General features: G+C 54.9%; 13 protein-coding genes. 3 read left to right on the top strand and 10 right to left on the bottom strand.

Annotated features, from left to right (window positions below; genetic code table 11):
• Positions 1–7: 7 nt before the first annotated feature.
• Positions 8–430 carry a type II toxin-antitoxin system VapC family toxin gene (locus JNK54_00155; protein MBL8022680.1) on the bottom strand — a complete coding sequence of 141 codons (423 nt, stop codon included), beginning with the start codon at positions 428–430 and terminating at the stop codon, positions 8–10.
• Positions 427–714 carry a type II toxin-antitoxin system prevent-host-death family antitoxin gene (locus tag JNK54_00150; GenBank protein MBL8022679.1) on the bottom strand — a complete coding sequence of 96 codons (288 nt, stop codon included), beginning with the start codon at positions 712–714 and terminating at the stop codon, positions 427–429. The genes JNK54_00155 and JNK54_00150 overlap by 4 nt, the downstream gene beginning before the upstream one ends.
• A gap of 168 nt (positions 715–882) precedes the next feature.
• Here JNK54_00150 and JNK54_00145 point away from each other — a divergent pair, with 168 nt between their 5' ends.
• Positions 883–2,397: a Ppx/GppA family phosphatase gene (locus JNK54_00145; protein ID MBL8022678.1), complete on the top strand. Its 1,515-nt coding sequence runs from the start codon at positions 883–885 to the stop codon at positions 2,395–2,397.
• On the opposite strand, the gene ppk1 is transcribed toward JNK54_00145, so the two are convergent.
• The 8 genes from ppk1 to JNK54_00105 all read right to left on the bottom strand — a co-directional run bounded on the left by ppk1 (position 2,394) and on the right by JNK54_00105 (position 11,900).
• Positions 2,394–4,523, bottom strand: coding sequence for a polyphosphate kinase 1 (gene ppk1 / locus JNK54_00140; GenBank protein ID MBL8022677.1), 2,130 nt, complete (start codon positions 4,521–4,523; stop codon positions 2,394–2,396). The two genes, JNK54_00145 and ppk1, sit on opposite strands and share 4 nt — an antisense overlap.
• A gap of 6 nt (positions 4,524–4,529) precedes the next feature.
• On the bottom strand, positions 4,530–6,602 hold the full coding sequence (locus JNK54_00135; protein MBL8022676.1) for a tetratricopeptide repeat protein: 2,073 nt from the start codon (positions 6,600–6,602) through the stop codon (positions 4,530–4,532).
• Between the two features lie 85 nt (positions 6,603–6,687).
• Positions 6,688–7,488, bottom strand: coding sequence for a phosphate ABC transporter ATP-binding protein (gene pstB / locus JNK54_00130; GenBank protein ID MBL8022675.1), 801 nt, complete (start codon positions 7,486–7,488; stop codon positions 6,688–6,690).
• On the bottom strand, positions 7,482–8,387 hold the full coding sequence (gene pstA / locus JNK54_00125) for a phosphate ABC transporter permease PstA (GenBank protein MBL8022674.1): 906 nt from the start codon (positions 8,385–8,387) through the stop codon (positions 7,482–7,484). Before pstA ends, pstB begins: the two co-directional genes overlap by 7 nt.
• On the bottom strand, positions 8,387–9,385 hold the full coding sequence (pstC, locus tag JNK54_00120) for a phosphate ABC transporter permease subunit PstC (protein ID MBL8022673.1): 999 nt from the start codon (positions 9,383–9,385) through the stop codon (positions 8,387–8,389). Before pstC ends, pstA begins: the two co-directional genes overlap by 1 nt.
• Positions 9,386–9,512: 127 nt before the next feature.
• Positions 9,513–10,502 carry a PstS family phosphate ABC transporter substrate-binding protein gene (locus JNK54_00115; GenBank protein ID MBL8022672.1) on the bottom strand — a complete coding sequence of 330 codons (990 nt, stop codon included), beginning with the start codon at positions 10,500–10,502 and terminating at the stop codon, positions 9,513–9,515.
• Between the two features lie 22 nt (positions 10,503–10,524).
• Positions 10,525–11,664 carry a putative porin gene (locus JNK54_00110; protein ID MBL8022671.1) on the bottom strand — a complete coding sequence of 380 codons (1,140 nt, stop codon included), beginning with the start codon at positions 11,662–11,664 and terminating at the stop codon, positions 10,525–10,527.
• 62 nt (positions 11,665–11,726) lie between these two features.
• On the bottom strand, positions 11,727–11,900 hold the full coding sequence (locus JNK54_00105) for a hypothetical protein (protein MBL8022670.1): 174 nt from the start codon (positions 11,898–11,900) through the stop codon (positions 11,727–11,729).
• Between the two features lie 418 nt (positions 11,901–12,318).
• Here JNK54_00105 and nrdR point away from each other — a divergent pair, with 418 nt between their 5' ends.
• Both nrdR and JNK54_00095 read left to right on the top strand, forming a co-directional pair.
• The gene (gene nrdR / locus JNK54_00100) at positions 12,319–12,930 is read left to right on the top strand and encodes a transcriptional repressor NrdR (GenBank protein ID MBL8022669.1); all 612 of its coding nucleotides are present in this window, start codon (positions 12,319–12,321) and stop codon (positions 12,928–12,930) included.
• 34 nt (positions 12,931–12,964) lie between these two features.
• Entirely contained in the window at positions 12,965–15,556 is a 2,592-nt protein-coding gene (locus JNK54_00095; GenBank protein ID MBL8022668.1) for an adenosylcobalamin-dependent ribonucleoside-diphosphate reductase, read from the top strand.
• Positions 15,557–15,565 lie beyond the last annotated feature (9 nt).

Below are 15,565 nucleotides of genomic sequence, written 5' to 3'. Positions count from 1 at the left end.
GGCGTTGTTACTCCCAGGGGTTTTGAAGCGGGACACCTGTCGGTTCCAGATCGCGCGTGTTTCGAGTGACAAAGATAAGGTTGTGATCAAGAGCGGTTGCGGCCATAAGACTGTCAATGACGTGAACCGGTTTTTTTAGGGATTGGGTCCGCGCGGCTATTAATCCCCATCGATCGGCAATCCGATCTGTGAGGGGGAGAACGCGACCCAAGAACCGTTCCGGAAGGTCCTTTTCCAACCAGGTCCCCAAATGGGATTTTCGATGGCTTTGGGGGAGAAGGGCTATCCCTTTTCGGATTTCACCTAAAGTCAATACGCTCAAGAAGAGCGTGTCTTCATCCACGTCATTCATCCAACGAACGACATGCGGGTGTGGTTTGGGTTTGACCAATTCGGAAATGACGTTGGTGTCGATCAAAAAACCGCTCATAGGTCGACCAAACGATGATCATCCGTGTTTCGACTCAGATCAATCGCTGTTTTCGCCATAGGGGAGTGGGCAAAAAAATCCACCAGGGTTCCTCGGCGTGATTTCCGGTTATGGAGAGAAAGATAGGCTTCTTCCGCCATTACGACGATGACCTCTTTGCCCCGATGGGAAACCCGTTGGGTTCCTTCGGTCCGTGCTTTCCGAAACAATTCACTGAATCGAGCTTTAGCCTCCTGGACTTGCCAAAGGGATTGAGGGTTTCGATGTTTGTACCGATGGGCCATCGGGGTCTCCATTTTTAACTGGTCTGACTGGTCTTATTCTACCCTCCCATCGATGGAACGTCAAGGGCTCCTCCCCAAGGCGTATGCCCCGTGGACTTTCAAACGATTTTAATGTAACTATGAAATCATGACGAGAATTAATTACTTCATTTTCTGCTTTCATTCCCCATGCGTCTCGCTCTGATTGATTTGGGAACCAACGCGGTTCGGTTTGATGTGGTGGCTATTTCTATGGACGGCGCGGTTCGTCGTCTTCATCGGGAGCGATTGGCCGTTCGGTTGGGGGAAGGGGTTTTTCAAACGGGACGTCTTTCCCCAGCGGCCATGGCACGCACGTTAGCCGCTTTCCAAAGTTTTCGGAAGACCTGTCGAACATTGCGGGTTGAGCGGGTGACCGCCTTCGGTACCAGCGCCTTGCGGGATTCGGCGAACAGCCAGATTTTTTTGGAGGGACTTAAACGAAAAACCGGGTTTGAGATTCGGGTGATTTCAGGCCGGGAAGAAGCGCGCCTGATCGCCCAAGGGATATTGCCCCATGAAAAGAAAAACGCCAAAGGGGTGATCGCTTTGGTGGACATCGGTGGGGGGAGCGTGGAAATCACCCTTTGCCGCGGGCGAAAGATTCTCCGCTCCCACAGTTTCAAATTGGGAGCGGCTCGCCTCCAACAGGTCTTTTTGAAAACGGTTCCTCCGGTGTCCACGGGGGGGGAGGATTCCCCCGTTAAAAAACTCCGTCGTCACGCGCGAAGTCTTTTGGCGGACGGCGCTCCCCGGGGGGGATGGCCGAAAGTCACCCGGATCATTGGATCGGCCGGAACCATCCGTGCCCTGGACGGGATTCACCGGACCGCTGGGGGGGACAACCTGACGGCCAAGAACCTGCGTCGTTGGGCGGATAAATTTTCTCTCCTTTCACGGAAACAATTGGCCCGCGTGCCTGGCATGGACCCCAAACGGATCGACACCCTCCTGGCGGGGGCGGTGGTGCTGGAGGAAGTTTCTCGAGCCCTGAACGCTGGGCGAGTGGAACCCACGGACTTTTCTCTTCGCGACGGGATGCTGGAGGAAGAAAGGGCGGTCGTTCGTCGGGGCGCGGGTACAGCAATGGAATTCCATCTCAAAGATGTCTTTGAACGCGCTTGCCGATGGGGGCTGGCCCCGCGGTATCTCCGGCATGTGGAGGGATTCGCGCGGGTTCTCTTTGATCAATTGGGTCCGCTCCATCGGTTGGGGGGCGCCTGGCGGGATTATTTGGTGGCCGCCGCCTGGCTCCAGGACGTTGGGGAAGGTGTGAATCCTGTTCACCACGAGCGGCATTCCTACTACATGATTAAGAACGGGGATTTTCCTGGGTTGGAGGATTGGGCGTTGGAGTTTATCGGTCAATTGGTTTTATGGCATAAAGGGGGGAAAGTAGTCCGAAAGGATATTCCTTTCAAGGACTCGACTCGTCGAGGCGCGTTTTTTCGATTGTTGGCCCTTTTGCGGATCGTGGACGCTTTAGAGAAACCGCAGTCTCACTTGGTGACCCTCTGTGCCGTGCGGCGGGAAAGGGGGCGCGTCGGTTTGGATTTAGCCGGAGAACGATCCTCCGTGGATTTGGCTGTCCTTCGGGTGGAACAAAAGAAAGAACTCTTTGAGAAAGTGTTTCATCGGTCACTTTCCGCTCGATCCCCTCTTTAGCTAAGCGATCCTCTCCTGTCTCGGCAGAGGGGTGTGTTTTTGTATTCTCGGCGGGCCAGTTCCTGAAAACAAAACTGCGCTCTCACAGGTGACGGAAGTCCAAGTTTTTTTTGAAGGGGGTCCCCAGATCCCGAAGACCGTTTTCGCCACGTCCCCTGCGGTGTCAATTCCCGTGCTTTCACGGTGTCCGCCCTATAAATGGGGATCACCACGTCCCGAATGAATTGGCGGAGGGCATCGTCCAAAATGGGGAAGGCAATTTCCAATCGCGAGAAAAAATTCCGGGGCATCCAATCGGCGCTGGACAAATACAGGCGGTCCGCGTCGCCGAAATAGAAAATTCGACTGTGTTCCAAAAATCGATCCACAATCGATAGAACGCGGATGTTGTCGCTGAGCCCTTTGACGCCCGGGATCAAAGAGCAGGCTCCCCGAACCATTAAATTGACTCGAACCCCCGCTTGGGAGGCTCGGTACAAGCTGTCAATAATTCCTTCATCGACCAGCGCGTTCACCTTGGCAAAAAGAGAGGCGGAACGACCAGCCTTTGCCGCGGTTATTTCGGATTCGATCAATTGCAACAAGACCCGGTGAAGGCGGGCGGGGGCGGGGACGATGTGTTTGAATCCCGTTGGAACTTCTCCCCGTCCGAGAGCGTCAAAAAAAATTTGAGCGTCATCTCCCATTTCGGGTCGAGCGGTGAGGATGGCCAAATCTTCGTAAGCCCGGGCGGTGGCGGCGTTGTAGTTCCCGGTGGACAAGTGGGTGTAAAGGCGTTCTTCCCCGTTTTCTTTCCGTGTCACCAAGGCCACTTTAGCGTGGACTTTGAGGCGCCCCAACCCAAACACCACCTCCACGTCTGCTTTGCGGAGTTCGTCCGCCAGGCGGAGGTTGTTCATCTCATCAAATCGGGCTCGCGGTTCAATCACCACCCGGACCCGTTTTTTCTGGGACGCGGCATTTTTGAGCGTTTCGATCACTGGGGAGAGGGCGTCTGTCCGATAGACGGTCTGCTGAATCGAGAGGACCGCCGGATCTTCCGAAGCGGCTCGAATGAAATTGACGTACCCTTCAAAACTCTCATAGGGGTGGTGCAAGAGGATATCCCGGTTTTGTAGTTCCTCAAAAAGAGTTTTGGGCCGGGAGAGCGATCCCATTAAGTAAGGACGAAGGGGAGGTAAGGCCATCCCCGGGATTGATGCGAACGTTTCCGGCAATCGGTTCAGCGCGGACCAAAGCCCGGACAAATGGAGAGTGCCAGGGATCGGGTGCGCCTGGCGGGGCGAAAGGCGCAGGGCGGCCACGCACTTTTCGATCAAAGGCAAGGCCGCTTCCCCTCCATACTGTAACCGAACGGGTCGGCCGCGATCCCGAGACCCCACTCCCGACCGAATGATGTCCGGGACCAAGGTGGGATCTCCTTCAGCCAGTTCAACGGGGAAGTCGCCATCCCGGGTTAAACGGAACAGGGCGGGGCGCTCCGGTTGTCCCAGGGCCGTCCCGGCGTGACGCAACAGGAGGTCGTCCAGAAAAAAAATTCGAAAGGGTCCTCCTTCGGGAAAGTGGAGGTACAGAGGGGCCCTTTGACGTGAAACCGTGATCCACAGCTGAGAGGGAAACACCAGGGCGCTTTTCAGGTTCCCCAGCGTGTTTAATTGGTGGGGGCGAAAGGGTTCGGGGGCCGGGAGGTGGGGGAGAATTTCCCGGGAAAAGAGTTCTTCACCGATACGGAACGAATCGCTCTTGGGCGGGGGGCGTCTCACCAGGTGGAGGCCTTTGGGTTCCAAAAGAGCCGCCAGGTGATCGAGAGTCTCCTCTTGTTTGGTCACAAGAGTGGTCACCCTATCCAGAATCGTGTTCCGTATGTTCATGCCATGGCGGGATGTTCGGCGGTTGCGTTGGAAGCGAACGGAGCGGTCCAGGGAGGCGTAACGGATCATAAAGAACTCGTCCATATGGGAGCCCGTGATCGCCAGGAATTTGAGCCGTTCCAAGAGCGGGTTCGAACTGGACCTCGCCTCCGCCAATACACGTTCGTTGAACTGAAGGACCCCCACATCCCGGTGGATATAAGGGCGGTTCGGAAAACCGAGCAGATGGGGAATGGTCGGAAGGAAACGGGGCATACCTTTTTAATTCCCGGGGGCACTCAAGGATTGAAGATATTTTTCGATGTTGGGGGGAAGTTGCATGGCTCCTCCCCCCAGAGGTCCCGCTCCCGGTTGAACGGGCTTGAAAATATATTGGGGGTCAAGGGAGCACGCTTTATCGAAAAATTCCCGCGATTTTTCTGGTTGTCCCATTTTGGCGTAGGCCATCGCACTATTGTAGTGGGCTTCGGCGTACTGGGGTTGTGACTCGATGGCTTTGTGGAGGTGCTCCAGGGCTTCCTCATATTTTTTGTCGGCCAGAGAAACCAGGGCCATGTTGTTGCGAAGTTCATGAAAGTTCGGGGCATAGCGATAGGCTTTCTGCAAGTTCTCTTGGGCTTTAAGGAGATCTCCCTGGTCATACCACAACCGCCCGATCAGGGTGTACGCCAAAGAGGAGGACGGGTTGATCGCAAGCGCTCTTTCGAGCGCGGCCAACGCTTCGGGATACTTTTTGAGTGAGGCGTAGGCCCTCCCCAAATTGCAGTAGGACTTCTCTCGTGGTTTCGCTTCCACGGATTTTGAAAAATATTCGATGCCTTTCTCTGTTTCCCAACGGTTGGCGTAGATCATTCCCATATTGTTATAGGCCTCCGCATACGTGGGATCGAGTTTCACCGTTTTTTCGTAGTAAGTGAGCGCTCGGTCAATGTCCTTTTTCTCGAAGTGCAAAACGCCAAGGCAGTAGTTCGCGCGCGGTTGGGTGGGGTAAACCCGAAGCACGTCATTCCACAGACGAATCGGATCGTTAAACAAAAGCCCGCGGTTATACGCGAGTCCACCAAAGAGCGCCAAGTGCACCCCCAAGAGCGAAAAGAAAAGCCCCCTCGTTTTTGGGGCCACCTGTTGATTGAAATGGATTCGAAAAATTGTGCCGTACCCGAGAGCGAGCAAGAGCAAAATCCCATACTGCGCCAGATAGAGGCGGTTTTCGGCAAGGGCGGTCGTGGTGGGCAAAATCGATGACGTGGGAGCAAGCTGAAAGGCAAACCACAGGACAGAAAATAAAACCAAAGAAGAGACCGCCGTGCCACGTCTCACCGCTAGCCATGTCAGTCCCGCGAGTATCGCCAAAACGCCCAAGGAGAGAAGAATCGTGGGATCCATCACGGAGGTGTACTGTTGGGGCATATGGTCGAGGGACAATCCCGTGGGGAAGAGGATGAACTGGAGATAGCGCACCACCGAATAGATCTGGGTGATCAAATAATTCCCTCTCGGCCAGGGCGACTCTGCCTCGAGGTCCCCGATCGCACCGAAATACGCGATCCGCCCAACGAAATAGAGCGCCAGAACAATCCAAAAGGGAAAATGAACACGGATTCGTGAACGGAAGGGTTCCCATCGGCACCGATGAACCACCACATAATCCGTCAACAGGAAAATAAAGGGCAGCATGGCCACCGACTGTTTTGATCCGAGTCCCATCATAAAGAGCGCGATCGCTCCCGCGACTCTCCACCGGGTGTGGGGCTTCGGGCCGATAAAGAGTAAGAGCGCCCCCAGGGAGGCGAGAGCGGCCAAAATATCGGCCCGGTTAAACGTGTAGAGGGCCACAATGGTGTTCACCGGATGAACGATAAAGAAGAGCGCGATAAGAAAAGAGGTTCCCACCTGTTCTTTTTCAAACAAAAGGAAAAATAAGCGTCGGGTGAGGAAAAACAGGAATATCCCCACGCCGATATGGCCCAGCAAATTGACGAGGCGGTAGCCGAACGGATCCAGTTTTCCGAAATAATAATTCAGTGTATAGGTCAGAAAGGTGACGGGGCGTGACGGATCGTTCCGAACGAAAGACGTGTTTTCTGTGTAGGGGTAGATGAGTTTGGAAAAGACCTGGGAAAGCCGTTCGATACGGATATCCGGATTGGTTTGGATTTTATGAACATCGTCCAGAATAAACGGGGAATGGAGCGTGTTTCCATAAAGGAGGAATCCCACCACCACCAGCACCCCGACCATCCAGAGCCGGGCCCGTGAGCCGGTTGGCGTGGGAGACGCTGATGCCGCGTTTTTTTTTGCTAGGGCCGCTGTCTTTTTTTTCTTTTTGGACATGGGGGAAACCTCCCCGTGGTGTTCGGGACCCGTTCCGGGGTCGTCACAATATGGGGTGTCATGTGCAAACGGTTAACCCGAACCCCTAGCCAAACCTTCCGGTAATGTAATCTTCCGTCAATTTGTTGGAAGGGTTCGTAAATATCTTTTCGGTCCGATCAAACTCCGCCAATTCCCCGATGTACATGAACCCGGTGAAATCCGAAACTCGGGCGGCTTGTTGCATATTGTGGGTGACGATCAAGATGGTCACCCGACTTTTTAGTTCGGCCACCAACTCTTCCACTTTCCCGGTGGCGATGGGGTCGAGGGCACTGGTGGGTTCGTCAAAGAGGATGATTTCGGGATCCGTGACGAGGGCTCGGGCAATGCACAAGCGCTGTTGTTGCCCTCCGGAGAGGTTGGCCCCTAAAGTGTGAAGTCGGTCTTTCACTTCGTCCCAGAGGGCGGCCCCTTGGAGCGCTCTCTCCACCCGTTCAATGATTTCGGATTTTTTGAGGTCGCCTCGGACTCTGAGGCCGTAAGCCACGTTTTCGAAAATTGTTTTGGGAAAGGGGTTGGCTTTCTGGAACACCATGCTGATTCGCATCCGGACTTCGATGGGATCCACTTCTTTGCTCAGGATGTTGGTGTTTTCCGGGGACAGCCGAATGCTCCCTTCATAGCGGTTTCCCGGGTAAAGATCGTGCATGCGGTTAAAACAGCGGAGGAGGGTTGTTTTTCCGCAGCCGGAAGGGCCGATGAGGGCCGTGACTTTCTTTTCCGGTATGGCCAGGGTGATGTTTTTCAACACCTGTAAGGTCCCGTAATAAAAGCTGAGGTCAGTGACTTCCGCTTTTACAGGGGCTCCCGCTAAAACGTTGGGGGGAACAAGGGTTTCTACCATTTTATCCTCTTTCGGAACCGATATCGAATCCATATGGCCACGCCGTTCATGGCGAGCGTCATCCCCATCAAGGTCAAGCCGGCCGCCGCGGCGTTTAGGTGAAACGCTTTCTGGGGTCGTGAGACCCAATTGAAGGCCTGGATGGGCAAGGCGGTGTAAGGTGATTTCAGCCACTCAAACGAAATGTAGGGAAAGGTTCCTGTCAAAGGGGATGTGGGCAGGAACGCAATAAAAGTGAGGGCGCCAATGGTAATGAGGGGGGCACTTTCTCCAATGGCGCGGGAGAGACCGATAATGACCCCGGTCAGAATACCCCCCGCGGAATAGGGAAGGATATGGTGACGAATGAGCTGCCATTTGGTGGCACCTACGGCAAAGGCCGCTTCCCGGATGGAACTGGGAATGGTCCGGATGGCTTCCCGTGTGGCCATAATAACGATGGGCAAAATCAGGAGCGCGAGGGTCAGCCCGGCGGTGATCACACTGGTCCCTAGGTTCATCTTATAGACAAAGAGGCCCAAGGCCATCAACCCATAGACGATAGAGGGAACCCCCGCCAGGTTCGCGATGTTGATCTCAATTAAAGTGGTGAGCGTATTTTTGGGGGCGTACTCTTCCAGGTAGATGCCAGCCGCCACTCCCATAGGGACCGCCGCGAGGGCGGTGACGATCATGATGACGGTGGTTCCCACCCAGGCGGAAAGAATGCCCGCTTTGTCCGGAAAACGGGACGGGAACGCGGTGAAGAAATTCCAATTGAGTCGGGCGGTTCCGTCCCAGGCCAGATCGATCATCAGGGCCATGAGGGTTATCACCCCCACGAGTGTGGCCAGGAGTCCCACGAGGGTAAAGAGCTTGTCCAAGCGTTTTCGTTTTTGGATTCCTTTTCGAAAATCCATCAATATTTCTCCCGAAATTGTTTCCGCAAGAGGTGCCCGCCGATGTTAAACACGAGGGTCATGAGCATTAACGTTAAACCCGCTGCAAAGATGGTTTGGTAACTCAGGCTCCCGTGGGGCAGGTCGCCCAGGGAGACCTGAACGATGTAGGCCGTGATGGTGGAGGCCGGTTCCAGGGGGTTGAGGGTTAAGTTGGGTTGCAGGCCCGCCGCAATGGCCACCACCATGGTTTCCCCAATGGCTCTGGAAAACCCCAACACGTAGGCTGAAGCGACACCGCTCAGGGCGGCGGGGAAGACCACCCGGACCGAGGTCTGGAACCGAGTGGCGCCCATGGAATAACTGGCCTCCCGCAGATGCATGGGTACGGCCCGCATGGCGTCTTCAGACAACGAACTCACATAAGGGATAATCATGACCCCGATCACCAGTCCCGCCGATAACATATTAAACCCGGGGAGGGAAGGAATGAAATGGCGCAGCAGGGGGGTCACAAAAAGAAGAGCGAAATAGCCGAAGACCACCGTGGGGACCGCGGTCAGTAGTTCCAAAAAGGGTTTAACGATTTCTCTCACCTTGTGGGGGGCGTATTCGGAAAGGTAGATCGCGGTGATGGTCCCCACGGGGAGCGCCAGGGAAAGGGCAACGGCGGCCACGGTGGCTGTCCCGGCGACCAAGGACATGATGCCGTAATGGGCATCATCAAAAAGCGGGGTCCATTGGGGGTCGGTGAGGAAGTCCCACAAGGAAACTTCTCTGAAAAAGGCCAGGGATTCGTAACCTAAAATTCCCACGATGCCTAGAGTCACGGCGATGGAGGATGCGGCCGCCAAAAAGAGAGTGACGTGAATCCCCCGTTCTCGCCACCGTTGGAGAGGGCCAGGACCCCGGCGACGGGGGAGGGGCGGCAGCGGCACTCTCCTGTCGCCGTTAACGGGGGGGGGCGTCGACGCTTTCTGTTGGAACAGCTGGGAAAAAACCTTAAATTTGTTTTTCATGGTCACCGGAAACGAAGCGGGTATGTGTTGCGGTGAGTATTCTACCACCTTTGGAGAGCCCCCATCATCTGCGGGGGCTCTCCAAAAGCCCCCACCGTTCCCTTGCGGGAGAACGGTGGGGTTTTGTTTAGAGTTTGGGACGTCGGTTCAGTAATTCCATGATAGAAACGCCCACTTCGGCTTTTCCACCAAACGCGGTTCCGGCTTCCCGTTTCTGAAACCGTTGACTCACGCCATCATACTCCGCTTGAGGAAGGGGCACATATTTAACATCGCTCACCAGCGATGGAGCCTGTTTCAGGTAGAAGTTAACGAAACGTTCGACCTCGGGGCGTCGGGCGGATTTCTTCGCGACGTAAACGAAGATGGGTCGAGAAAGAGGGGTGTAAGACCCGTCTTTAACCGTTTCCATGGAGGGGAGAACGCCTCCCTTTCCACCGTCCACCGCAACCGCTTGGAGGGCGTCTTTGTTTTCCAGGTAGTAGGCCAACCCGAAATACCCCAGCCCTCCTTCGTCGTTTGAGACGCCCTGAACCAGGACGTTGTCATCCTCAGAAGCGGTGAAGTCCCCTCGGCTGGACTTGGATTTCCCCACGATGGCTTCTGTGAAGTAGTCGAAGGTCCCCGAATCCGCGCCCGGTCCGTAGAGCTTGAGGGGTTTGTCGGGCCAGTTCGGGTTCACTTGGTTCCATTTCGTGATCTTTGCTTGGGCTTCCGGCGACCAAATTTTGTTCAATTCCGCCACGGTCATGGTTTTGGCCCAGGTGTTTTTGGGATTGATCACAACGGTCAAGGCGTCAAAGGCCACGGGAAGTTCAATATACTGAATCCCCGCTTCCAAACACGCGTCCATCTCCTTGCGGAGAATGGGGCGGGAGGCGTTGGAGAGGTCAATCTCTCCCCGGCAAAACTTCTTGAATCCACCTCCGGTGCCTGAAATCCCCACGGTGATCTGGGTGTCTCCCGTTTTCATGAATTCCTCGGCGACCGCTTCGGTGATCGGGAACACGGTGCTGGACCCGTCGATCTTAATCAACCTGCGTTCGGCGCGAAGGCCGGGAACCACGGCGAGGAGCAAGGTCCCCGCGATGAAACGGCTGATCCATTTATTCGTCATAAATATCTCCTGTGAACGGCTGTTAGAATTTGACCTGCAAGTCAATTTGCAGGAGTTGAATGTCTTTTTTCGACCCGTTGATGACCTGGGTGTCAAAATACTTGGCTTTCAGTTGGGCCACGTCCGATACCCCGTAAGCCAACCAATAGATATTGCCCACTCGGTCTGTGCCGGGAAAGTCGGCGTCGGCCACGTCATCTTTGGTTGAATCCTTCCCGGAGGACTTTCGGAAAAAGGCGACCTCCAGGTTGTTTTTCTTGTCCGCTTTTCCCACAATCCCTCCCCATTGATAACCGGTGGTGTCGTTGGGTTGAATCGTTTTCCGGGATTCGGTGTTCTTAATGTAGGTTCCCTGAACCGAAAGTGGGAGGTCAACAACCGGTAGCGTGGTGAATAACTCTCCGGTCAATTCGCCCACACGAATATCGTTAAGGGCCGTGTTGGTTTTCTTGGTGTTCCCCGGATCTACGGTTGTCCAGGTGGAGGATTCGTTCACCCAATTGTGGATGGCCCCCGCGATCGTGATCCGGGAATCCAGGGGCGCAGGAAGCATAAAGCCCACTTGGTTTGAAATAAGATACTGGGGTCTATCGGCGTGGGCGGATCCGGCTTTATCTTCATTAATGGAGGCCTGGAAGGCGTTAATGAAGACACGGGCGTTTCCAACAGGAATCTTCAGGCTTTCCGCGATCCCTTCTGGGTTGTAGTCGGTGTCCCAGACAATGTCGGAGGTGTAGGTTTGCCACAAGTTGTTGTTCATCCGACCGCCGAAAAGAGCCAATCCGTCGATTGGTTTGAACTCCAGATACGCTTGGTCAATAAAGAGCGCTTTTTGGGAGCCGTTGTTCCCCAGGGTTTGGTTCGTGGACGTTTGCTCCCCCGCGCCTGACGCGAGGCGGGTTTTAACGCTCAACTTCGAGTCGATTTTGTAGTTCATACCGATTCTAAGGCGAAACCGTTGTCGGTTATTGGTTTTGTTTTTGTCCGTCGTCGCTCCCCTTTCGGTTTTGGATTCTTGGCGGAGTCGTAAATCCCCTTTCATTTCAAGTTCCCCTGCGTTCCCAAGTTTGATGTCCGCGGCTTGAAGGCCTGCACCTAACAAGGCAACGGCGGTGGCCATGAGAATAGACCGCTTGTGGTTGAATTTTTGAAGACGAGTCATTGAACTTCCTCCTGTGATTTTACCCTGGGCAAGGCCCCGGTTTTGAAAATATTGTTTTTGGGTTAAGCCGCTCGGCGAAGCCGGCGGACGTTCACTTCCAAGGCGCGGAGTCGTTCCGCCACCGCCTGGTCGTCCACATCGTTGGATTCCAGGTCCATTAACGTTTCTCTCACCTGCTCTTCTGTTTCTTTTAACGCGGCTCGAATCCGATCCGCTTTCAGCGTGCGTGGGCTCATCTTGGGCCTCTCCTGTGATGTCGTTTGTTTTGCCAACACATTACATCAGACCTCATGGGAAGGCCATTGCGGGGAAGTAAAATGAATGTGACGCCCATGTGACAATAAAAAAATCTTTTATGGCTCGGAAGTCTTCGAGAGATTTGCCGTCGTAGAAAGTAAAATAGATATCCACCGCAAGGGCCTCATTTCCGTCGATCCTCATCGAAAAAATACGGGTATAAAAATTTACAAGAAACATTTTCCGCCGAGAATAAGGCCTCTCTCCTCGGAAATAAAACTTCTTGACAGGCTCTAGGGCTAGTGGTGTAAGATACGCCTCGCCACAACCGCTGGGCCCGGTCTTGTTATGGCCCGTTCCAAGATGTGGTATAATTCTGGGAGGAAGACTACCACCTATTGTGTTGTAGCCCATTCTATGCGCTGCCCAACCTGTGACCATCCTGATGACCGCGTCGTTGACAGTCGACCCTTGGAGTCGGCTTCTGTCATTCGACGTCGGCGTGCCTGTCTCCACTGTGGGAAGCGCTTCACCACGTACGAACGAGTGGAGACAACCCCGCTCATGGTGGTCAAGCGGGACAACCGGCGTGAACCATTCAATCGGGACAAAATGCGGGAAGGCATTCAGCGGGCCTGCCAAAAGCGGCCCATCTCGCCGGCGATCATAGAACGTTTGGTGGCCGAAGTTGAATACGGCCTCCAGGATTGTGTTTTGGAAGTCCCTTCAGTTGAAATTGGCCGACGGATTTTGAAACGTCTTTACGACATGGACGCGGTGGCCTATGTGCGTTTTGCTTCGGTGTATCGATCGTTTGGCGACGTGGACACGTTTATGGCGGAACTTCGCAAGGTAAAACGTTCGCACCAGGATCGCGCCCGAATCAAAGAGAAAATAAACACCCCTTCCGCTGATCGAAACGGGAAGACGGCGGATCGAAAGACCGAGATCTCTTCCCTTCGTTTATCACCCGTTTCTCGTGAGGATCTGTCTCCTTCGTTGGGGGCGGATCGGTTGGCTAAAGTTTAAACACTATATCGTCATGAATGAGAGAGGTAATCCCATGAATCCAGTTGAAACGCCCACTCGCACCAATGGCGCCGTGAACGCGGCGACCCTCCCTCCCGTTGTTGCGGCGGCACAACGCGCGGGAACTCCAGCGGCCCGTCCCCCGATGCGGTTAACCGAAAATCAACGAAAAGTGATCCGCGATAAATATTTGCGAAACGATCCTTCGCCCGAAGTGTGGTTGGACCGGGTGGCGGGGAATGTGGCTTTGGCGGAACTTTTGCACGCTCCGGAAGCGGATGGGTGGCATTTGTGGGATGGGGTGAAGCGGCAGGTGGTGGACGTCCCCACGCGAAAAAACCAGAAATCCCGCATGAACCTCCTCCACTCGGGCATTTTAAGCTCGGACGATCGGGATAAGAATTTCAGTGTTTTCCTTGGAAATCTCAAACGCGTGGCCGCGGAAATCCCCGCGGCGGCGGCCTTGACAGAGGTGTGGCGCGATAAATTTTATGGGATGCTGTCCCGGTTTGATTTTTTGCCAAATTCCCCCACCTTGATGAACGCGGGTCGTGAACTTCAACAACTTTCGGCCTGTTACGTGCTCCCGATCCCCGATTCCATGGAGGGAATTGCGGACGCGCTCAAATACCAGGCGCTCATTCATAAGTCGGGCGGGGGAACCGGTTTTTCGTTCCAGCGGGTCCGCCCTTCAGGGGATAACGTGAAGTCGACCAAGGGGACCGCTTCCGGGGCCCTGAGTTTCATGCAAATCTTTGACAAGATGACCGACGTGGTGAAGCAGGGGGGAACTCGCCGGGGAGCCAACATGGGTATTCTGCCTTACTGGCACCCGGAGATCGAGGAATTCATCGAGATGAAGACAAAACCCGGCGTGATGGAGAACTTCAACGTTTCCGTCACAGTGGATGGGAAGTTCATGGCGGCGGCGGAGAAGGGAGAAGAATACGATCTCCTCAACCCCCGTACCCTTTTGCCAACGGGGAAACGATTAAACGCCCGGGTGATTTTTGACAAAATGGTGGATGGGGCCTGGCGCTCGGGCGATCCCGGGATCATTTTTATTGACCGCATCAACAACAGTCCCTCCAACCCGACACCACATTTAGGGCAGATTGAAAGCACCAACCCGTGCGGGGAGCAACCGCTCCTGCCGAACGAACCCTGCAATTTGGGGTCCATCAACCTCTCCAATTTCGTGGAGGGGGAAGTGGGGCATGGAAAAATGAATTGGGACCGGTTGGCCACCACCGTGGACTTGGCGGTTCGATTCTTGGACAACGTGATCGAAGTGAACAACTATCCTTTGCCGCAAATCGAGGAACTATCCAAAGGGAACCGGCGAATCGGGTTGGGGGTTATGGGCTGGGCGGAAGCGCTGGTTAAAATGGGCATTCCGTATGATTCGGACGAGTCCCTCCAGGCCGCCAGCGAGGTGATGGGTTTCGTGAACGGGAAAGCGTTGGAGTCTTCGGAAGGGTTGGCCGAAGAGCGCGGGATGTTTCCCAATTGGAGAGGGTCTATCTTTGACCGGGAAAGCCCGCACTTTCGCGGGGAGGAACGTATGCCCCGTCATTGCGCCCGGACCACCATCGCCCCGACGGGGACGATCGGGTTGACCGCGGGATTGCAGGGGGCCGGCATCGAGCCCTTCTTCGCCATCACGTACACCCGCTACAACGCTAAAGCGTTGGACGCCTTGAAAAAAGGGCAAAAACCGGAAGAGGGGGATGTGTTTTTTGAAGTGAACCCGCTCTTTCGTGAGGTGGCCAAACGGAACAATTACTTCGGTTTGTCTGAAACGGAGTTGTGGAAAAAAGTCGAAGCGAACCACAAATCGGCCCGGGGGATCAAAGAAATCCCTGAGCGGTTTCAGAAGCTGTTCGCCACGTCTCACGATGTGGCGGTACCGTTCCATGTTCAGATCCAGGCCGCTTTCCAGACCCATACGGACAACGCGGTGTCCAAGACCATCAATATGTCCAGCACCGCCACCCGGGAAGACGTGAAAGACGCTTACCGCCAGGCGTATCAGGCGGGGTGTAAGGGGATTACGATCTACCGCGATGGATCCAAGAGTCAGCAGGTGCTGAACTTGGGCGCCGCCGGGGCTCCGGAAAAACCGAAAGCCCGGGATGCGTCACGGGGAATGTCATCGGAGTATTACGAGATTCGTACGGGTCATGGCGGGTTGCACGTCCATATCGATTTCGACGAAACGGGGCCTTACCGGCTTTTCACCAGCCTGTCTCCGTTGGGAACCGATATTTCGGGATTGACCTCCGTGGTGGGGATTATGATTTCCAAATATCTGGAAACGGGAGGCGATCCCAAGCGGATCCTCAAGCATTTAAATTCCGTCAAGGGCGATCGGCCCTTTGGGTTCGGTGCGCAGCGGGTGGATTCCATTCCCCACGCCATTGCGATTGCCCTTCGCACGCATCTCCAGAAGCATGGGATGATGGATTCGCCTCCGATGGCGGTGGCGGAGTCGAAGGGAGGGTTGGAACTGTGGGATCGATCGTCCGCCCTCTATTGCCCGGACTGTTTCTCCGCGAACGTGGCCCAGCAGAGCGGATGCACCGGGGTGACCTGTTTTGATTGCGGTCATTCCGAATGTTCCTGACGGTCCCCC

This window comes from Elusimicrobiota bacterium, from assembly GCA_016788905.1.
Taxonomy (GTDB): Bacteria; Elusimicrobiota; Elusimicrobia; order FEN-1173; family FEN-1173; genus JADKHR01.
Note: the sequence above shows the minus strand (reverse complement) of the source record. Positions and strands in the feature narration are given on the sequence as shown.